We start from the raw sequence: 20168 nt of genomic DNA on the forward strand, positions 1-20168 counted from the left end.
GCCGCCCGGACGCGGCCGTCGCCACCCTTACCATCGCTTGCGGGCCCGGTAGCGGCCGGATTGGCGTTTCCGCCGTGGCGACCGGCGCGACCGGCCCCGCCGTTGATCCCCGTCAGATCACGAAGCGAGGTGGCTGGTCCGTCGTCGCGGCTAAGGGCTGTCGCAACTCCTCAGACCACGAGGGTTCTCGCAACGCTTGCACTGTAAGCCGAGGGAGGGCTCGCTGGACGCTCCACGAGAGGGCGTCAGTGACCGATGCGGCTTGTCCTTGTTGTGGTGGCCGGTTTGTTCCGCGAGCGATGAACCGCGCTAGCCCTCGGTAGCATCCAACGCGTCGTTGAACGTCTTGCTCGGCCGCATCACCGCCGCGGTCTTGTCGGGGTCCGGGTAGTAGTAGCCGCCGATGTCGGCATCCTTGCCCTGCACCGCGTTGAGTTCGCCGACGATGGCATCTTCGTTCTTGGCCAGCGCTTCGGCAAGCGAGCCGAAGTGCTTCTTCAGCTCTTCGTCGTCGTCCTGCGCGGCGAGCTCCTGCGCCCAGTACATGGCGAGGTAGAACTGGCTGCCCCGGTTGTCCAGCTCGCCGGTCTTGCGCGAGGGGCTCTTGTCGTTCTCCAGCAGCTTGCCGATCGCGGCGTCCAGCGTCGAGCCCAGAATCTTGGCGCGCTCGTTTCCGGTCTTGATGCCGATGTCCTCGAAACACGCTCCCAGTGCCAAGAATTCACCGAGCGAGTCCCAGCGCAGGTGGTTCTCCTCGACCAGTTGGTGCACGTGCTTGGGCGCCGAACCTCCGGCCCCGGTTTCGTACATGCCGCCGCCGGCCATCAGGGGAACGATGGACAGCATCTTGGCGCTGGTGCCCAATTCCAGGATCGGGAACAGGTCGGTGAGGTAGTCGCGCAGGATGTTTCCGGTGGCGGCGATGGTGTCGAGGCCGCGCACCAGTCGCTCCAGCGTGTAGCGCATGGAACGCACCTGGGACATGATCTGGATGTCGAGTCCCTCGGTGTCGTGTTCCTGCAGATACGTCTTGACCTTCTTGATCAGTTCGTTTTCGTGCGGCCGGTACGGGTCGAGCCAGAACAGCACCGGCATGCCGGAATTGCGTGCCCGGTTGACGGCGAGCTTGACCCAGTCGCGGATCGGCTCGTCCCGCACGATCGGCATACGCCAGATGTCGCCTTCGTCGACGTTCTGGCTGAGCAGTACCTCGCCGGTGTCGATGTCGACGATGTTGGCGACGCCTTCCTCCGGAATTTCAAATGTCTTGTCGTGGGAGCCGTACTCCTCGGCCTGCTGCGCCATCAGGCCGACGTTGGGCACGGTTCCCATGGTCCTCGGGTCGAACTGGCCGTTGGTCTTACAGAAGTTGATGATCTCCTGGTAGATGCGCGAGAAGGTGGACTCCGGGTTGACGGCCTTGGTGTCCTTCGGTCGCCCGTCGGCGCCCCACATCTTGCCGCCGGCGCGGATCATCGCGGGCATGGACGCGTCGACGATGACGTCGCTGGGCGAATGGAAGTTCGAGATGCCCTTGGCCGAGTCGACCATCGCCAGCTCGGGGCGGTGCTCGTGGCAGGCGTGCAGGTCACGGATGATCTCGTCGTGCAGTGACGCGGGCAGCGATTCGATCTTGTTGTACAGGTCCACCAGCCCGTTGTTGACGTTGACGCCCAGCTCGTCGAACAACTCCTGATGCTTCTCGAAGGCGTCCTTGTAGAAGATCCGCACCGCATGCCCGAACACGATCGGGTGGCTCACCTTCATCATGGTCGCCTTGACGTGCAGCGAGAACATCACGCCGGTCTTGCGTGCGTCCTCCATCTGCTCTTCGTAGAAGTCCAGCAACGCCTGCCTGCTCATGAACATGCTGTCGATGACGTCGCCCTCGAGCAGCTCGACCTTCGGCTTGAGTTCGAGGGTCTGCCCGCTTTGGGTTTCCAACACCATCTTCACGTTGCGCGGGCGGTCCAGCGTCATCGACTTCTCGCCGTGGTAGAAGTCGCCGTGCTTCATGGTCGCGACATGGGTGCGCGAGGCCATCGACCACTCACCCATGCTGTGCGGGTGCTTGCGCGCGTATTCCTTGACCGCCTTGGGGGCGCGACGGTCGGAATTTCCTTCCCGTAGCACCGGGTTGACCGCGCTGCCAAGGCAATTGGCGTAGCGCTTACGGATTTCCTTTTCCTCGTCGGTCTTCGGATTCTCCGGGAAGTCCGGGATCTTGTAGCCCTTGGCCTGCAGTTCCTTGATCGCCGACGCCAGCTGCGGCACCGAGGCGCTGATGTTGGGCAGCTTGATGATGTTGGTGTCCGGATCCTGGGTCAGCTTGCCCAGTTCGCCCAGGTTGTCGGGCACCCGCTGGTTCTCGTCCAGGTGGTCGGGGAACTGCGCCAGAATGCGGGCTGCCACCGAGATGTCACTGGTTTTGATCGTGATGCCGGCCGGCTCGGCGAATGCCCGGACTATCGGCAGAAAAGCGTAGGTCGCCAGCAGTGGCGCCTCGTCGGTCAGCGTGTAGATGATGGTCGGCTGCTCGGCGCTCATGCGTGTTCTCCCGGCGTCAGTGTCGGTCCGTTGGTGAGGGGCTCAGTTCATCGCCAGCCACATCAGCGACCCTAACGTACGGCGGGCACCTGAGCGGGAGACGTCACGGTTTTCAAAAGCGTCATAGGCCACTGGCGAGTCGCAGCGATATGTCGGCGGTCGGTTCGTCGGTCGCGTGCCGATAGCCGGTGCCGGTCCACAGCTGGACGAAGTCGGGTTGACCGGCCGCGGCTGCGGCCTTGCGTAGTGGGCTGGTGAGGTGGTGGATGGCGGGAGAGCCCAACGGAGCGTCGGCCTCGTGGGCGTCGATGAAGGCGTTGCGCAGGCCGCGGGCGGGGCGGCCGGTGAACGCGTGGGTGAGCACGGTCTCGGTGCGGGCCGGGTCGAACGGGGCGGCCTGGTGCGTGGCCGATGCGCCGCTTTGGTTCGCCCGCAGCAACACGGTGCCGACGACGGCCGGCGCGGCGCCGGCGTGGACGACCGGCCACCGCCCGGGGGTGGTCAGTCCGCCGCCGGCAATGACGGGGATGTCGACGGCGTGGGTGATGTTGGCGTCCAGCGTGGTGATCGGCGTCGGTGCCAACGGCTCGGCGGGGGAGAGGGTGCCGCAATGTCCTCCGGCGGTGTGGGCCTGTACGACGGGAAGCGGGTTGGGCGCGAACACGTTGACGCCGCACGGGATTGATTCGGAATGAACCCGCCGGATCCGTTCTTCGACGGAAAATGGGATCTGGTAGCCGGCTGCGACCATGCCCAGGCTGCCGGCAGGGTTGTTCCAAGTTGCGACAGCATGATGGTCAGCTTCGGCGCAGGCCGTCCAGGGCCACATCGGTCACCCGTTGGGCCAGGTCGGCGTTGTAGCCCTGCATCGCCTGACAACCCACGAGCAGCGTCTTCACCTCTGGCGCACCGACATCCGGCCTGGCCGTCCCGGCTTGTTGAGCGGCGTCCAGCAGTTCGGCCAGCATGCTCAGGAATTGCGCTTCGGCATGAGGGACTGCCGTGCTGACGTCGATACCGATGCCGGCCAAAGCTTCGACCAGCCCCCGATCGGCGGCGCCCCACTCCAGCACCATCGAGCGCAAGAAGGTGAACAACGCCTGGCCCGGGCCGTCAGATTTCAGCAGGGCGTGCCCCGCGTCGATGAGGTGGTGCATCCGGTCGGCGATCACCGCCTGGAACAGCGCGTCTTTGGTGGGGAAATGGCGGTAGACGGTGCCCGCGCCCACGCCGGCGCGGCGCGCGATCTCGTCGATGGGCACCGACAAGCCCTCGGCCGCGAAGGTCTGGTAGGCGACGTCCAGTACGCGCGCCCGGTTGCGCGCGGCGTCGGCGCGTACCGGCCGCTCGGCGGTCGCCACTTCAGACCTCCCTGAAACCAACCCTGACGTCAGCCATTGACAAAGCGGGGCGCGCGTTCCGTATAGTCGTACCAAACGGAGCGCCCGCCCCGTTTGGACGTCTTCCACGTTGACACCGCGCTGAGGGTGGCGACCACTCGCGATTCGCCGCCCTCGTCGCACGGTCAACGCGGAAGGTGTCCGAGCAAAGCGGAGCGCTCGCCCCGGTTAATCATAGCGAGGAGTCCCCCGTGACGAAATGGACCGCCAATGACATTCCCGAACAGGCTGGCCGCACGGCCGTGGTCACCGGCGCCAACACCGGCCTCGGACTGGAAACCGCCGCCGCCCTTGCCGCCCGCGGCGCACGGGTGGTGCTGGCCGTGCGCAATCTCGACAAGGGAAAGCAGGCCGTCGACCGGATCACCACCGCCGCCCCCGGGGCTGATGTGCGGTTGCAGGAACTCGACCTCGGCTCGCTGGCATCCGTGCGGGCCGCCGCCGCGCAGCTACGTTCCGATCATGACCGCATCGACCTGCTGATCAACAATGCCGGCGTCATGTACCCGCCCAAGTCGAACACTGCTGACCGTTTCGAAATGCAGTTCGGCACCAATCATCTGGGTCACTTCGCCTTGACCGGACTGCTGCTCGATCGGCTGCTGCCGGTCCCCGGATCGCGCGTGGTGGTGGTCAGCAGCGTAGGGCACCGTATCCGTGCCGCGATCCATTTCGACGACCTGCAGTGGGAGCGCAGCTACAGCCGCGTCGGCGCATACGGACAGTCCAAGCTCGCCAACCTGCTGTTCACTTACGAACTGCAGCGCCGTCTGGCCCCGCACGGTACGACCATCGCGGCGGCAGCGCATCCGGGCGTCTCGGACACCGAACTGACCAGGCACCTGCCCACGCTGATTGCCCGACTGGGCAAACCGTTGTTCCAGCCCGCGGAGCTCGGGGCGCTGCCGACCCTGCGTGCCGCCACCGACCCGACCGTGCAGGGCGGGCAGTACTACGGCCCTGACGGATTCCAGGAAGTCCGCGGCTACCCGAAACTCGTTGGCTCCAGCGCACAGTCGCACGACGAGGCCCTGCAGCGCCGACTCTGGACGGTGTCGGAGGAACTCACCGGGGTCACCTACGACATCTAGACCCGCTCCGGTGAGCTTCAATGGGCCGATGCAGGTGTTGAGGACGATCCTGTTGTTGACGTCCATAGCTGCGACGGCACTGCTCGGCTGCACCGGCGCGCAGGGCGGCCGCCCGGCACCGGCCGCCGGCGCGGGAGGTGACTTCGCCGGGCCGGTGGAGATCGGCAACGGACGGCACCTCTACCTGCACTGCCGGGGCCGGGGCGGCCCCACTGTCATCCTGGAATCCGGCTATCACAACTCGTCTGACCCGTGGAGCCAATCCGACGCGACGACGCCGGCCGTCGGACCTGCCGTGTTGCCCGCCCTGTCTGGAGCGCACCGAGTCTGCGCCTACGACCGGCCCGGAACACTCCGCGATTCCGACCCGCCTGTCCTCTCGGACCGCAGCTCGCCGGTACCGATGCCGCGGACGGCCAGTGACGTGGTGAGCGACCTGCACCGCCTGGTGGAGGCCGCACACCTGCCCGGCCCCTACGTGCTGGTCGGCCACTCACTCGGCGGGTTGTTCATTCGGCTGTATGCGCAGACCTACCCGGAGCAGGTGCGGGGACTGGTCTTCGTCGACGCCTTCGCGGCCGAGATTCCGGAGTTGTTGGGATCCGATTGGCCGGCCTATCGGCGGGCGCTGGACGGGCCGCCGCCGCAGTTGGCGGATTCACCGTCCTTTGAAATCGTCGACATCGACCGCAGTGTCGCGCAGGTGCGCGCGGCACCGGCGCTGCCGCCGGTTGCGACTGCCGTGCTGACCCGGACGAAGCCCTTCATCATTCCGCCCGACCTTCCCGCCGACACGGGCGAGAAGCTGGAGCAGGCATGGCGCGACGCGACCACCGATCTGGTCGCACTGCGACCGCAGACCCCGCGGATCTCCGCGACCGGCAGTGACCACTTCGTGCAGATCCACCAACCTGATTTGGTCACTGCCAGTGTCGATTTGGTGATTCAGCGGTCGGCGGGCTGATCGGCGGCGGTGTGTTCACCGATGTGGCGACCGGCGCACGTCCTCGTTGACGTGGCGTTTGAAAGATGTGACGACGCGGGGGACGCGGTTCCCGATTGACCCGAGACAGACTGCTTTGCAACGCCGTTCGCAGGTCTTGGGCGAGCCGACGCGTAGGCGTGGTCGGTGGTTTCGGTTGCGCCGCTTCCGTTTACAGATGAATTGTGGGTGTCGCTTTGTCGTCGGTACGCGGACTTCCAGGACGGCTGGCACGTTCGCGAGGTTTCGATGCACTGCCGCGAGTTCGGACAATCGATTGTGCAGTAGCAGATTCTCGTTGAGCAGCGACTGACGATCGGTACTGGGATGGCACCGGCTACCACCGGGCCGGGCAGGACGACCGGAGCTGCCTCCGAGGCAGGCTGCTCAACACAGGCTGGGCCACCCGCCATGAATGGAACGGCGGCAGCGCATCCGCAGGACGCCAGTGCGCCCGCCGCCAGGACACGCCGGTAATGAATATCTCGATCAATCGGACAATTCTCACCAAAGTCCCTTCCCGGCTGGGGTTGCGCTGTTCTGCGCCGCAACTTGGTAGCTCCGAACCGTATGCTCTGCGCGCAATAATTCCTAGACCAGAAACCGACAAGGTTATGAAATCGTTGTTACGGCGGACTCTGAGCATTTCGTTGAATGGATTTCATAGATTAATGGCAGGATATAAAAAACATACGTGTAATTATGTGACTCGCTTACGGCGACGGTTACGTCAGACTGACCTCCGGGACCCGCGGCCGAGAAACCTTCCCAACGGTGGATTAGGCGCATTGAGCTTCATATATCCGGTCATGGGGGGTCTCCATTCGGCCGCCGACGATTGGCCGCGTTCGGACGGCTTGCGGGCGGACAACTGCGTCTCAGGCGCGAAGCAAACCTCGCCCCCTGGGCAGCAGCGTCAAAGGCGCGACATTAAAGTTCCGCGTACCGAAATTCGTGTGGCGGATACGACATAAATGTTCCATTTGCAGCCTGCGCGAACCGCTCAGATACGGATCTGGGTCTTTTTCAAAGGAGCTGAATAGTTCAAGTTCTAATTCTTGGGCTCGAATACGCGCGGTAGGGGCGGGTCTAACCGGTGAGATCGGCGGCGGCATGTTTGCCGGCGCGGCGGCCCGCGTACACGCAGTCGGCGAGGGAGAGCCCGCTGACATAGGAGTTGGAACAGATCCCGGTCGCGGTGCGTCCCGCGCTGTACAACCCCGCGATGGGCGCTCCGGTGCCGTCAAGCACCGCCCCGGTGCCCTCGTCGACCCGGACGCCGCCCAGGGTCAGCATGGGGGTGGGGTTGAGCAGGTTGGGCCGGATCGAGATGTTCAGGAGTGTGAACGGCGGCTGATCGATCCGGCGGACGAAGTCCGCCGGCTTGCCGACGGGGTCCGCGATACCGGTGTCGATGGCGCTGTTGTGCGCATCCACGGTGGCAACCAGGCCGTCGGGGTCGATGCCGGCGCGCTGCGCGACCTCCCGCAATGATGCGCCCTTAACCGAGTCGAGAAACATCAGCGCTGCGGACTGGGCGCGCTGAAACCACAACGGCTGCTTGACCATTTGTCGTCGCGCCTCTTTCAGCAGCGCCGCGTCGGCGAGCAGCCAGCCCCTGCCGTCGTGGTGTCGTACCAATTGATAGCCGACCGCCGCGCCGTAGCGGCTCTCGTCGATGACGCGCTGCCCTCGTTCGTCGACGATGATCGCGCTGATGAAGGCGCTGGGGGGCGTGATGAATCGCCATGCCGACACGTTGTCCATCCGTTCGGTAACGGCTCCCACGCTCTGCGCCATCGCGATGCCGCTGCCATCGTCCCCGCTGGTGCCCAGCTGAAGCCCGCCCGAGTATTGCGGCGCAAAGCTTTCGACCCATTCGGTGTTGGCCATGTAACCGCCCGCGCAGATGATCACCCCGCGCCGCGCCTGAATCCGGATCGGCCGGGCGTAGCGACGTTCTAGCGCGCGCATTCGCCGCTCCATCAGGGCGCGCAGCGGCGGGTAGTAGATGCCGGGCTTGCTCGACAGTCCGGCCAACCTGGAATACCGCTGCTGGATACGGGTCGGCGCGTGCCGCATCGTCGTCGCCTCCACCCCGATCACCCGGCCGCCGGGGTCTTGGATCAACTTGTCGACCAGCGTGTGCGGCGAGAACCTAACCCCCAGTGCCAGAGCCGATTTGGCCAAGGGTTCATACATCTTCTTGCCGGAGGTGCCTTTACCCTTCACCCGGTGGCCGCGTTGCACGGGCGGTGTCTGGGCGCGGAACGCGCCGGCATTCTCACTGCCCGAGTGGTACAGGTAGTAATGGTTGTTGGGGTAGGACGTCTTGTAGGGGCACACCGTGGAATCGAACGGCACGCCGTAATCGCTGAGCCAGCGGATCATGTCGGGGCTGCCCGCCACGAACGATTCCAACGTCTGCGGGCTAACCGCGTCGCCGACTTCCAGGCGAAGGTACGTCAGCATCTGCTCGTAGCTGTCGCGCACCCCGGCTTGCTGTTGCACCCAGGTACCGCCGCCCGCGTAGATGATCCCGCCGGACACCGCGGTCGACCCGCCACCGTTGGCGCGATCCAACGCCAGCACGTCGGCCCCGATTTCGCGGGCCGCGATCGCCGCGCAGGTGCCCGCCGCGCCGAAACCCACCACCACCACGTCGGCGGATTCGTCGAAACTCGTCAATCGATCCATGTGCCCGACCCCAATCCGGCTCGTCCTGCGGTGCGTTGCAAAGTATCAGTCCTGCGATGATCGGTGACTCATCGCGGGCTCAGCATTCGATGATGTTGACGGCCACGCTGATCGCGAGTCCGCCGGTTGCGGTCTCCTTGTATTTCGTATGCATGTCCGCGCCTGTGGCCCGCATGGTGTCGATCACCTGGTCGAGGGTGACCCGGTGGATGCCGTCACCGCGGATGGCGATCCGTGCGGCATTGACCGCCTTTCCGGCTGAGATCGCATTGCGCTCGATGCACGGAATCTGTACCAACCCTCCGATCGGGTCACAGGTCAAGCCGAGGCTGTGCTCCATGGCGATTTCAGCGGCATTCTCCACCTGTCTCGGGGTGCCGTCGAGGACCTCGGTCAGCCCGGCCGCAGCCATGGCGGCGGCAGAACCAACCTCTCCCTGACATCCCACCTCGGCGCCGGAGATGGAGGCGCGTTCTTTGAAGAGGGAGCCGATCGCGCCTGCGGTGAGGAGGAACCGCACAGCGGTGTCGTCCGGATCGGCGCGCCCGGCCGGCGTGTAGTGCGTCGCGTAATGAAGCACCGCCGGCACGATGCCCGCCGCACCGTTGGTGGGAGCGGTGACCACTCGTCCCCCGGATGCGTTCTCCTCGTTGACCGCCAACGCCACCAGGTTTACCCAATCCTGGGCGAACTCGGGACTGCGGGCCGGGTCCTCGGCGCTCAGGCGGGCGTGCAAGGCCTTCGCGCGGCGCCGTACCTGAAGGCCGCCCGGTAGCAGTCCGTCCCGCGCGATGCTCTGCCGCTCGCAATCAATCATCACCTGACGCAGGTGCAGTAACTCGCTGCGGACCTCTTGCTCAGTGCGGCAGCATGATTCGTTGCGAAGCGCAACCGTGCTGATCGACGCGCCGGTGCGATCGCAGATATCGAGCAGTTCCTCCGCGGAGCCGTAGGGCAAAGCCGTGGGGCAGTGGTGCGGGGTATCGTCCAGATCGCCGTGTTCGGCCACCACGAATCCGCCACCCACGGAGAAGTACGTCTGGGTGGCCAGCACCTCGGCGCGCGGACCGGTCGCGGTGAAGGTCATGCCGTTCGGGTGGAGTGGCAGTACGACGTCGGGGTGCAGGTTGATGTCGTGCTCGGTAAAGGGCACGGAGGTGACGTTGCCGATGCGGATGGTGCCCGCCGCTGCCATCTCGGCAAGTCGGCGTTCTTTGGTTTGCACGGTGATCGTTTCGGGTCGGAAGCCCTCCAACCCGAGCAGGATCGCCGACATGGTGCCGTGTCCGGCGCCAGTCGCCGCCAGGGACCCGTACAGGTCCACGCGAACCGCCTGTAGATGGTCGATCTGGTGATCCCGCGCGAGCGCGGCCGCGAATGCATTCGCGGCGCGCATCGGGCCGACAGTGTGCGAGCTGGAGGGGCCGATGCCCACCGTGAACAGATCGAAGACACTGATGGTCATCGGCGGTGGTTTCTCCGGCAGAGTGTCGATGGCTGTTCGGTGCTGGCCGGAGTCGAAGATACACAGGGCCGGTCGGTGTTGTCACTCCGCCGGAATCGCCACCACCACCGCCGTGACGTTGTCCGGCCCACCCGCTTGCAGTGCGGCATCGATCAGCGCCGCGCACGCGTCGTCGGGCTCGGGATGTGAATCCAGGATCTGCCCCAGGGACGGGTCGTCGACCACTCCGTGCAGCCCGTCGCTGGACAGCAGGATCCGGTCACCGGGGAGCAGGTCCACCGCAGCCGCATCGGGCAGCGCGCGCGGGAACATCGCCACATGCCGGGTCAGAATCGCCCGGGCGGGGTGGCGCTCTGCCTGCTCGACAGTGACCTCGCCGGAGTCGATCAGGTCCTGAATCACGCTGTGGTCGCGCGTGAGTTGTTGCAGCCGTTGGTCCCGGAACAGGTAGGCCCGGCTGTCGCCGAGATGGCCGACCAGCGCCCGTGTTCCCGCTACGACGACCGCCACCACCGTGGTGTTGGCGCCGGCGGCACGGTCGTCGGTGGCCGCGAAAGCGCGGAAATCATCACAGTATTCGCTGATGGCGCGCCCCACCAGATCGGCGGCTGCCGCGCCTTCGACGTCGTCCGCCTTCAGATGCCGGCTCACGTAGGTCGGCAGCAATTCGACCACCAAGCCGGCTGCCAACGCGCCGTCGGTACTGCACGCCACGCCGTCGGCGACGATGAACAGCGACTGCAGCGGATAGGCACCCCAGCTGTCCTGATTGGTCGCGCGAATCCGGCCGATGTCGGACAGGCCGGCGAACTTGGGTACCCAGGCCGCCGTCATCGCTGCGAACCGGTGTCGCCGCCGGTCATCCGCTCGGATTCCGGCAGGTCGAGATAGCGCTCGAGATTGCGGTGCATATTGATCACGCGCCGTTCTTCGCTGGACAGGACTAGGTGGGTGAAGCCGGGTTGATGCAGCCCGCGCTGCAGTCCCGGAAGCACCCGGATGTCCTGGGTGAGCACGATGCCGGGCTCGGCATCCCCGGCCGGCACCCGGACGTCGGTCGGCTTGTTCCGTTCGGACCCGGGCGGCAACCGCGTCATCAGGAACATGGTCAGCTCACCGTGATCGGGGTCGGGTCCCGGTCGGGACGTCATGATGGTCAGGTGGTCGGCGTTGACCAGAAAGGTCATGTTCGGGAAGACGTTGTACTGGTGTAGCCGGGTGATCCGGTCGGTGTCGGCCCAGTCCAAATCGACGCCCCGCCCGGCGGCGAACGATCGGGTCCGCGCCGCGATCAGGTCGGCGACCGTCTGCCCCGGCTGATCGCCGGCGGGAAGCGGTGTGCCCTCCGGTGCGCCCATCAGTGCGCCTTGAGTGTAAACGTATGCGTCCCAGACTTCTTCGTCGCTGAGCTCACCGTCGAATCGCGGGCTCTGCACGCCGTAGGGTTGATCCGACTTGCCGGCGTGTCGCCAGATCTGTTGTGGCGCATGGACGTCGTCGACACATCGCAACAGTTCGGGATGCAGCGTCTGGATGTGGTAGGTCTCGCTGTAACCGTCCGCGATTGTCTTCCAGTTGGCCTCGACCTCCACGGTCAGCGTTGCGTAGCAACGGAAGTCGTCGATGTGGCACCAGGCGATGTCCTGTGGAATCTCGTCCAGATACTCGGCGAGCGGCATCGCGTCCAGGTCGAGGTTGACGAAGACCATGCCTTCGAAGGTGTCGACGCGGGCCGGCAGCAGCGGGAAGTCGGACATGCGCAGTGATCCGAAGCCTTTGCGATCGGGCACTCGCTTCAAGGTGCCGGCCAGATCCCAGGTCCAGCCGTGGTAGCCACACTTGAGTTCGCGCAGCCCCGAACCCGACCCCACGCATAGCGAGTTGCCGCGATGACGGCACGCGTTCTGGAACGCGCGCAGCGACCCATCCTCGCCCCGGACTATCAGCACACCATATGGGCCGCAACGGTATTCGAAGTAGTCACCCGGCCGGGACACATGATCGACCATGCAGGCCAGCTGCCACACCTTCGGCCACATCCGCTGCACCTCGAGCGCGGCGAACGCCGGAGAGTAGTACCGCTCGGCCGGCACCAGGGTGGGCGAGGACGGCGGGGTGCCGATCGCGTCCTCGTCGCGGGCGCGAACGGGGGCCTTCGCGTCGGCGTGGACAAGGCGTGTCTTCACCGGGGCAGCTTAACGCGCCCCGCGCACCAGGCGTCCTGGACGGGCGCCGGTATCGACGTCCTTGCGGCGGGTCACGGTGCCGCTGACGACGGTGGCCGCATAGCCGCTGGCACTCTGCAGAATTCGTCGCCCACCGGCCGGCAGGTCATAGGCCATCGCCGCGGGGTGCAGGCGCAGCGCGTCGAGGTCGATGACGTTGAGGTCGGCCTTCTTGCCCGGCTCGATGGTGCCGCGGTCGGTGAGGCCGAACAGATGGGCGGTGTCGCGGGACTGCTTGCGGATCACGTACTCCAGCGACAGCTTCTCGCCCCGACTGCGGTCCCGGGCCCAGTGCGTCAACAGGAAGGTGGGATAGGAAGCGTCGCAAATCATTCCGCAGTGAGCGCCGCCGTCGGAAAGTCCCAGCACCCCGGCCGGGTGCAGCATCATCTCGCGGATCGCATCGTGATTGCCGTCGGCGTAGTTGAACAATGGCAACATCAGCATCGCGGTCGCGTCGGCTTCGAGCATCAGGTCGTACAGGGTGGACAGGGGGTCCTCGCCGCGCGCCGCGGCGATGGCGGCGACCGTGCGGTCGGGGGTCGGCTCGTAGTCCGGCGGATTGCCGAGCGAATACAGCCGCCCCAATGAATGCTGCACCATCGCGAACATGCCGTCGAACAACACCGTCGGGTCCAGCGGCAGATCATCCTCGGACAGGATCGCGGCCTTGACCGCGGGATCGGCCAGCCGCTGCGCCAGCTCTTCTCTACTGCACTCGGCCTTGAGCCGGCGGTACGTCGGTCGATGGGTGAACCCGTGGTGGCCCTGGAAGCCGATCATCATGCCGAACGGGCGCGCCGCGATCTGCGGGTGCAACCGGCTGCCCTCGGCGTGTGCGGCCGCCGAAACATCCAACTGTTCGCGCCAGAGGTTCGGGTCGGCGTCGACCTGGATCAAGGCGAAGGACACCGGCCGGTCAATCTCGCGACTCAACCGCCGCATCCATTCCAGTTCCTTCCTGGGGCCGACGATGTCTTCACCTGCCGCCCCCTGCGGCGCCAGTTCGAACACCGCCTGACCCCCGGCGGCCATCGCCCGGCCCAGCCCGAACAGCTCCTCTTCCGCGGCGAAGGTGCCGGGCACGGGCTCGCCGTCCATCGCCACGTGCGCGAGGGTGCGAGACGTCGAGAATCCGAGCGCGCCGGCCTCCACCGCCTCGGTGACCAGCCGGCCCATCGCCTCAATGTCCTCGGGCGTGGCCGGCTCGTTGCGGGCGCCCCGCTCGCCCATCGCGTAGGCGCGGATCGCGCCATGGGCGACCTGGCTGCCCACGTCGATCGCGAACTGCTGCCTGCCGATGGTGTCGAGGTATTCGGGATAGGTCTCCCAACCCCAGGTGATGCCCTCGGTGAGCGCGGTGCCGGGGATGTCTTCGACGCCCTCCATCAGCTTGATCAGCCAGTCCTCGGTGCCGGGCCGGACGGGCGCGAAACCGACCCCGCAATTGCCGGTCACCACCGTCGTCACGCCGTGCCCGCTCGACGGTTCCAACAGGCTGTCCCAGCTGACCTGACCGTCGTAGTGGGTGTGGATGTCGACGAAGCCGGGCGCCACCACGTGTCCGGTGGCGTCAATGGTCTCGGCGGCGTCACCGGGCAGCTCCGGGCTGGTGCCGTCGCGGCGCGCAACCTCGACGATCTTGCCGTCTTTGATGCCGATGTCGGCGCGATATCGCTGTGCACCTGTGCCGTCCACGACGGTGCCGCCGGTGATTTTCAGGTCGAACATGATGCCTCCGAGGCAAACCAAAGACTGGTCATTATTTCGCTACGCCGCGTAGCGTATGTAGTGACGGTATGCCCCCCATCCGCCTCAGTCAATGAGTCCGGGGCAACTCTCGCGGCGTCAGTGAACGGGCGCGGTGAGGCGTTTCCACTTCAGCGTGACCTGCGTGCCGTGCGGGGTGCCGTGAATATCGGCCTCGTCGGCCAGGACACGCATCAACGGGATGCCGCGGCCTCTGGTCATGTCCCTCGCGCACGCTCGCTGCCGCCACCGGCCCCGGTCTTTGACCGTGACCGCGAGGGTGTCCGACTTGGCGTCATACGCCGCGCTGACATCCATCGTCCCGGCTGCTGGGTCTGTGTAGGCGAACTCCGCGGCGTTGGCCAGGGCTTCGCTGACCGCCAGCACGAGATCGCTGAACCGCTCGGCGCCCAGTGTGAAGTGCCGGTCGAGCCAGTTGCGAAACTCGACACGGATCCGGTGGGCGCTGAGCGCGTCGGCGGCAACCCGCATGCGGACAAAGCGGGACCGGTCGTCGAGGGGCGTCATGAGCGGGCCTGCAGTCAGCGGATCCGGCCCTCCCGGGTACAGGCAGGCTCAGGCACCTGCGATCCAGCTCAGCGCATTATCCAAGGTGCGGTGCAGCGACAGCAGGCTGTCGATGCCCATGAGTTTGATCGGACGACTGGTGGCGGGACCGTCGGCCACCACGGCGAAGCGGGTCGGCGGCGACGTCTCGGCCTGCCCGTTCACCAGCACGCTGAGTCCGGCCGACGCCAAGAACTCCACTTTGGTGAGGTCGACGACCAGAGCCGCGGGCGTGGGAGCCAGCGCAGTGTGTATGGCCTCGGCCAGTTGAGGAGCGCTGAGCATGTCTACTTCGCCCGAGACAGCGAGCACCACGGCCCCGTCTGTCTCGTACTGTTCGACTTCGAATGGGGCTCGATTCACTGAATCGCCGGGTTGATCGACCATGCTGTTACTCAAATCCATCCTTGCGGGAAAACGCCAGTTTTCAGACAACCACGCGAAACCGGGGCTGTTGCTTCAACCCGCCGAACGCCGCTAGATTCTGCGCCGGCGAATGCAGCGCAACGGCAGTTAATCGACTCCAATTCTAGGTCACGCGGTAACTGAGGCCGAATCGTGCCGTGCAGCGGCCCGGCTCGGCGGGCACTGATCACCGATGACGCTGCGTAGACAAAACCCGTCCGGGGCTTGTGCACGTTGGTAGCGTCTGGGGATGCTCTTTGCTGCCCTGCGCGATATGCAATGGCGGAAGCGGCGCCTCGTTATCGCCATTGTCAGCACCGGACTCATCTTCGGAATGACGCTCGTGATGAGCGGGCTGGCGAATGGCTTCACCGTCGAGGCCCGCAACACCGTCGATTCGTTGGGTGTCGATGCTTTCGTCGTGAAGGACGGCTCGGCCGGGCCTTTCCTGGGATCGACTCCGTTTCCCGACGTCGACCTGGCCCGGGTCAGAGGCGAGGCCGGGGTATCGGCGGCGGCGCCGCTGGGCTGTGTCGGGACGATCATGAAGGAAGGCGCGTCGACGCGGAACGTCACCGCCTTCGGTGCACCCGAGCACGGACCTGGCATGCCGCAGGTTTCCGAAGGGCGGGCGCCGTCCCGGCCCGACGAAGTCGCCGCATCGAGCACCCTGGGCCGCCACATCGGTGACACCATTCAGGTCGGTGCCCACACCTTGAAGATCGTCGGGATCGTGCCCAACTCGACGGCGCTGGCCAAAATCCCCAACATCTTCCTGACCACCGAGGGCCTGCAGCAGGTGGCCTACAACGGGCAACCCATGGTCACCTCGATCGGCATCGACGGCACCCCGCGTGCCCTTCCGGACGGTTACCGCACCTTCGACCGGGACGGAGCGGTCAAAGACCTGATCCGTCCGCTGAAGGTGGCGGTCAACTCGATCACGATCGTGGCGATCCTGCTGTGGATCGTCGCGGTGCTGATCGTCGGATCCGTGGTCTACCTGTCCGCGCTCGAGCGGGTGCGCGACTTCGCGGTGTTCAAGGCGATCGGTACGCCGACGCGTTCGATCCTGGCCGGGCTGGCGCTGCAGGCGCTGATCGTCTCGCTGCTGGCCGCGGTGGTAGGCGTTATCCTGTCCAAGCTGTTGGCGCCGTTGTTCCCGATGGTCGTCGCGGTGCCGTCACTCGCATACGTGCTACTACCGGTAATCGCCATCGTCATCGGCCTATTGGCCAGCCTTGCCGGGCTGAGGCGAGTGGTGGCCATTGATCCCGCTCTCGCGTTCGGAGGTCCCTGACCAGTGGGCGATCTCAGCATTCAGAACCTGGTGGTCGAGTACTACAGCGGCGGGTATGCGCTGCGGCCGATCAACGGGCTGAACCTAGATGTGGCGACCGGCTCCCTGGTGATCCTGCTCGGGCCCAGTGGATGCGGGAAGACCACCCTGCTGTCCTGCCTGGGCGGCATCCTGCGGCCCAAGTCCGGGGCGATCAAATTCGACGACGTCGACATCACCACACTCGACGGCGCGGCGTTGGCCAAGTACCGGCGGGACAAGGTCGGCATCGTCTTTCAGGCGTTCAACTTGGTGCCCAGCCTCACCGCCCTGGAGAACGTGATGGTGCCGATGCGCGCGGCCGGCATGTCGCGTGCCGCCTCGCGCAAGCGGGGCGTGGAGCTGCTCGAGCGCGTCAACCTCGGTGACCGGATGAAGCACCGTCCGGGTGATCTCAGCGGCGGCCAGCAGCAGCGCGTCGCGGTTGCCCGCGCGATTGCGCTGGACCCGCCGTTGATTCTGGCCGACGAACCTACCGCACACCTCGACTTCATTCAGGTCGAGGAGGTGCTGCGGCTGATCCGCGAACTCGCCGACGGCGACCGGGTCGTGGTGGTGGCCACCCACGACAGCCGGATGCTCCCGCTGGCCGATCGGGTGGTCGAGCTGACACCCGATTTCGCCGAGACCGATCGGGAGCCGGAGACGGTGGAGCTGAAGGCCGGCGAGGTGCTGTTCGAGCAGAGCACGATGGGTGAGCTGATCTACGTGGTCAGCGAGGGCGAGATCGAGATCGTGCACGAAATGGCCGACGGCGGCGAGGAACTGTTCAAGGTCGTCGGACCCGGTGACTACTTCGGCGAAATCGGGGTGCTATTCCACCTGCCGCGCTCGGCTACCGCGCGTGCTCGCACGGCCGCGACCGTCGTCGGCTACACCGCGCCGGCGTTCCGGGAGCGGCTGGGCACCGGGGGACTGCGCGACCTGATCGAACACCGCGCACTGGGCAGCGACTGATCGACCGATAGAACGGATCACCGCACCGCGTCGTGGTGCGGTGCGAGCAAGGACCCTTGAGACTGCGTCGGGACAGTGCAGAGAGGACGGCGGAATGGAGCCGGGCGAGGACGACGAGGCTCGGGGGCGCTCTGCGCTGTCCCGGCGTGGGGCACTGCTCGGAATGGGCGCGGTGGCCGGGTTCGCCGCGGTCGACGTCGCCGGCTTCGCCTACGCCGGGGGCTGGCTGCGTCCTGACGCGCTGACCCCGGGGCGGTTCGCCGACCGCTTCGAGAGCGTCTACGGGCACCACGACGGTTTCCGCCGCAACCACGCCAAAGGTCTCAGCGCCACAGGAACTTTCGAAAGCAATGGGGCGGGTACGGCCATCTGTCGGGCCGCGGTGTTCCAGCGCGGCACGGTCCCGGTGATCGGCCGGTTCTCGCTCGGGGGCGGGCTGCCCGATCAGGCCGACAAACTCGATACGGTCCGCGGCTTCGGCCTGTTGTTGGAGACGTCGGACGGTCAGCAGTGGCGCACCGCGATGATCAACCTGCCGGTGTTCACCGACAGCACCCCCGAGGGCTTCTACGAGCGGCTACTGGCGTCCAAACCGCTGCCGGAGACCGGCAAGGCGGACCCGCAGCGGATGGCCACGTTCCTGCAGCGCCATCCCGAGACCGCGGCGGCGATGACGATCATCAGGCAGTCATCGCCCAGCGCTGGCTTCGCCAACAGTATTTTCAACGGGCTCAACGCTTTTAGCTTCACCAACCAGGCGGGCGCGACCGTTGCGGTGCGATGGTCGCTGATTCCGATCGAGGACGGCGGACCGGCCCCTTCGACGCCGCCGTCCGGCAAGGACTTCCTTTTCGACGAACTCATCCGCACCGTGGCGCAGCGGCCGGTGCGCTGGCGCCTGGTCCTCACCATCGCAGCGCCCGGGGACCCCACCGACGACGCCACCAAGCCCTGGCCCTCGACGCGCCGCACCATCGACGCCGGCGTCGTCACCGTCAGTGCGGTGCAGACCGAAGCACCGGGGAACGCACGCGACATCAACTTCGACCCGACCGTGCTGCCGGATGGGATCGCACTCTCGGACGATCCCATTCCCAGGGCCAGGGCGGCCGTGTACGCGCGGTCCTTCACCCGGCGCGCCGAAGAGCCGAAGTCGCCCAGCGAGGTTCGGGTCTGATGGCCGAGAAAGTAGCCACCACAACGCGTTTCGCCCTGCCATCGCGGATTCTGCACTGGCTGATGGCCCCGATGGTCATCGGCCAACTGCTCATCGGGGTGACCATGGTGGCCTCGCTAAGCCTCTATCCGGTGCTGTTGGCCATCCACCGTCCGCTCGGTGTGCTGATTCTGATCTTCGCGGTGATCCGCCTGATCAACCGGCGGACTCACACGCTGCCGCCGTTTCCGGCCACCATGGGCCCCGCCGAACGCCGTATCGCGTCCTATTCGGAATATCTCTTGTACGGGTTGCTGCTGGTTCAGCCTCTGACCGGGTGGGCGATGCTGTCGGCCGCGCGCAACCCGATCGTGTCCCTGGGCCCGTTCCACCTGCCCGGTATCGCTCCGCAGAACATCGATATCTATGCGGTGCTACGCCAGGCGCACGGCTTCTTCGCGCTGCTGCTGTTCTTGGCGTTCACCGCACATGTCAGTGCGGTTCTGTTTCACACCTTCGTCCTGCGCGACCGCATCATCGACCGAATGGCGGTGTGGCCCGCCAGACATCGCTGATCACTCAGCGGTGGTGTGAGGCGAAGAACTGCCAGATGGTGTCGGTGGCGTCCAGCGCCGTGGATGGCTGCGGCAGGCCCAACCGCTCCAGGATCGGGCCGCGGACGCTGCCGGGCCACTGGTGACCGGCGTCAGCTACCGAGATCAATTCGACGTCACGTCCGTCAGCGCAGGTGGCCGTCTCGGTGGTCACCACCCCGGACGTTGTCGTCGACGGCGGTCCGCAACGGTCGATCGTCCGCCAGGCGGCCGTCACCGCCGGCACCGGTAGCCCGTCAACCCGTGGAGTTCCGTCCATCTTCAGGGCTTTTCCCGGCCCGCCGTTGTAAGGGACGCTGGCGTCGGCGGTGCCGTGGATCTGTAGTACCGAGGTGGGTCGTGCCCGCGAGCAATCGGTGACGAGGGTGCCGGCTACCGGTGCGATCGCCGCGAAGAGGTCGGTTTCGCACGCCATTCGCAGCGCCATCATGGCGCCGTTCGACATGCCGGTCGCGTATACCCGAGCCGGGTCGACCGTCGTCTGGTGCTCAATGGCTGCGATGACCGCGCTGATGAACCCGACGTCGTCCAGGTTGGCCTGCGACGGATTGCCACAGCACGAGCCGGCGTTCCAGGCCCTGCCCTCACCGTCGGGATAGGCGACCAGGAAGCGGCCTTTGTCGGCCTCGGTGTCCCAGTTGTAGGACCTCTCAGCCTGCTCTCCGCTGCCGAAACCACCGTGCAGCATCACCACCAACGGGGCGGCGCCGGTCAGTCCCTGCGGTCGGTAAACGTGGAATGTTCGGCTGGCCCCAGCCCATTCGATGCTCTGCGAGGACTTTCCGACCGGGATTGTGGGGTTCTCCGGTGATCCCACCGCGTGACCGCCGCCGAAGCAACCGGCGAGCAGGGCCACCAGGGCCGCGACGACGACAACGGTGCGGGCTTGGGCGTGTCGAGGTGCCATCAGCTGATGGTGACACGCGCGGCCAAGTTTGACAAGAAACTTGTCAAACTTGATTCAGGTGGCAGAC

The 20168-nt window shown here is 66.1% G+C and carries 17 protein-coding genes; 6 read left to right on the forward strand and 11 right to left on the reverse strand.

What is annotated here, in order from left to right; genetic code table 11:
• Nucleotides 1-309: 309 nt before the first annotated feature.
• The 3 genes from JX552_RS01135 to JX552_RS01145 form a co-directional block, all read right to left on the reverse strand.
• Nucleotides 310-2547, reverse strand: a complete 2238-nt coding sequence (locus JX552_RS01135; protein WP_205875710.1) for an NADP-dependent isocitrate dehydrogenase — start codon at nucleotides 2545-2547, stop codon at nucleotides 310-312.
• Between the two features lie 121 nt (nucleotides 2548-2668).
• Nucleotides 2669-3298, reverse strand: coding sequence for a nitronate monooxygenase (locus JX552_RS01140; RefSeq protein ID WP_205878130.1), 630 nt, complete (start codon nucleotides 3296-3298; stop codon nucleotides 2669-2671).
• Between the two features lie 46 nt (nucleotides 3299-3344).
• On the reverse strand, nucleotides 3345-3908 hold the full coding sequence (locus JX552_RS01145) for a TetR/AcrR family transcriptional regulator (RefSeq protein WP_205875711.1): 564 nt from the start codon (nucleotides 3906-3908) through the stop codon (nucleotides 3345-3347).
• 230 nt (nucleotides 3909-4138) lie between these two features.
• On the opposite strand from JX552_RS01145, the gene JX552_RS01150 reads away from it, so the two are divergent.
• The gene (locus JX552_RS01150) at nucleotides 4139-5038 is read left to right on the forward strand and encodes an SDR family NAD(P)-dependent oxidoreductase (RefSeq protein WP_205875712.1); all 900 of its coding nucleotides are present in this window, start codon (nucleotides 4139-4141) and stop codon (nucleotides 5036-5038) included.
• Nucleotides 5039-5066: 28 nt separating this feature from the next.
• On the forward strand, nucleotides 5067-6002 hold the full coding sequence (locus JX552_RS01155) for an alpha/beta fold hydrolase (protein WP_205875713.1): 936 nt from the start codon (nucleotides 5067-5069) through the stop codon (nucleotides 6000-6002).
• Nucleotides 6003-7109: 1107 nt separating this feature from the next.
• On the opposite strand, the gene JX552_RS01160 is transcribed toward JX552_RS01155, so the two are convergent.
• The 7 genes from JX552_RS01160 to JX552_RS01190 all read right to left on the reverse strand — a co-directional run bounded on the left by JX552_RS01160 (nucleotide 7110) and on the right by JX552_RS01190 (nucleotide 15110).
• Entirely contained in the window at nucleotides 7110-8717 is a 1608-nt protein-coding gene (locus tag JX552_RS01160) for an FAD-binding protein (RefSeq protein ID WP_205875714.1), read from the reverse strand.
• 79 nt (nucleotides 8718-8796) lie between these two features.
• A complete protein-coding gene (locus JX552_RS01165; RefSeq protein WP_205875715.1) occupies nucleotides 8797-10182 on the reverse strand; it encodes an L-serine ammonia-lyase in 1386 nt (461 codons plus the stop codon).
• An 81-nt stretch (nucleotides 10183-10263) separates the two neighbouring features.
• Nucleotides 10264-11016 (reverse strand): PP2C family protein-serine/threonine phosphatase, encoded by a 753-nt coding sequence (locus JX552_RS01170; RefSeq protein ID WP_205875716.1) that lies wholly within the window; start codon nucleotides 11014-11016, stop codon nucleotides 10264-10266.
• Entirely contained in the window at nucleotides 11013-12368 is a 1356-nt protein-coding gene (locus JX552_RS01175) for an aromatic ring-hydroxylating oxygenase subunit alpha (RefSeq protein WP_205875717.1), read from the reverse strand. The genes JX552_RS01170 and JX552_RS01175 overlap by 4 nt, the downstream gene beginning before the upstream one ends.
• A 9-nt stretch (nucleotides 12369-12377) precedes the next feature.
• Nucleotides 12378-14138 (reverse strand): N-acyl-D-amino-acid deacylase family protein, encoded by a 1761-nt coding sequence (locus JX552_RS01180; RefSeq protein WP_205875718.1) that lies wholly within the window; start codon nucleotides 14136-14138, stop codon nucleotides 12378-12380.
• 117 nt (nucleotides 14139-14255) lie between these two features.
• Nucleotides 14256-14684 carry an ATP-binding protein gene (locus tag JX552_RS01185; RefSeq protein ID WP_205875719.1) on the reverse strand — a complete coding sequence of 143 codons (429 nt, stop codon included), beginning with the start codon at nucleotides 14682-14684 and terminating at the stop codon, nucleotides 14256-14258.
• A gap of 48 nt (nucleotides 14685-14732) precedes the next feature.
• Entirely contained in the window at nucleotides 14733-15110 is a 378-nt protein-coding gene (locus JX552_RS01190; protein WP_205875720.1) for an STAS domain-containing protein, read from the reverse strand.
• A 268-nt stretch (nucleotides 15111-15378) separates the two neighbouring features.
• Between JX552_RS01190 and JX552_RS01195 the strand changes: the two genes are divergently transcribed.
• The 4 genes from JX552_RS01195 to JX552_RS01210 all read left to right on the forward strand — a co-directional run bounded on the left by JX552_RS01195 (nucleotide 15379) and on the right by JX552_RS01210 (nucleotide 19155).
• Nucleotides 15379-16428, forward strand: coding sequence for an ABC transporter permease (locus JX552_RS01195; protein ID WP_205875721.1), 1050 nt, complete (start codon nucleotides 15379-15381; stop codon nucleotides 16426-16428).
• 3 nt (nucleotides 16429-16431) lie between these two features.
• Nucleotides 16432-17424 (forward strand): ABC transporter ATP-binding protein, encoded by a 993-nt coding sequence (locus JX552_RS01200; protein ID WP_205875722.1) that lies wholly within the window; start codon nucleotides 16432-16434, stop codon nucleotides 17422-17424.
• Nucleotides 17425-17518: 94 nt separating this feature from the next.
• The gene (locus JX552_RS01205; RefSeq protein WP_241010840.1) at nucleotides 17519-18601 is read left to right on the forward strand and encodes a catalase family peroxidase; all 1083 of its coding nucleotides are present in this window, start codon (nucleotides 17519-17521) and stop codon (nucleotides 18599-18601) included.
• Nucleotides 18601-19155 carry a cytochrome b gene (locus JX552_RS01210; RefSeq protein ID WP_205875723.1) on the forward strand — a complete coding sequence of 185 codons (555 nt, stop codon included), beginning with the start codon at nucleotides 18601-18603 and terminating at the stop codon, nucleotides 19153-19155. The genes JX552_RS01205 and JX552_RS01210 overlap by 1 nt, the downstream gene beginning before the upstream one ends.
• Nucleotides 19156-19159: 4 nt before the next feature.
• On the opposite strand, the gene JX552_RS01215 is transcribed toward JX552_RS01210, so the two are convergent.
• Nucleotides 19160-20101 (reverse strand): CE1 family esterase, encoded by a 942-nt coding sequence (locus JX552_RS01215; protein ID WP_205875724.1) that lies wholly within the window; start codon nucleotides 20099-20101, stop codon nucleotides 19160-19162.
• Nucleotides 20102-20168: the final 67 nt, after the last annotated feature.

This window comes from Mycobacterium gordonae (assembly GCF_017086405.1).
Taxonomy (GTDB): domain Bacteria; phylum Actinomycetota; class Actinomycetes; order Mycobacteriales; family Mycobacteriaceae; genus Mycobacterium; species Mycobacterium gordonae_D.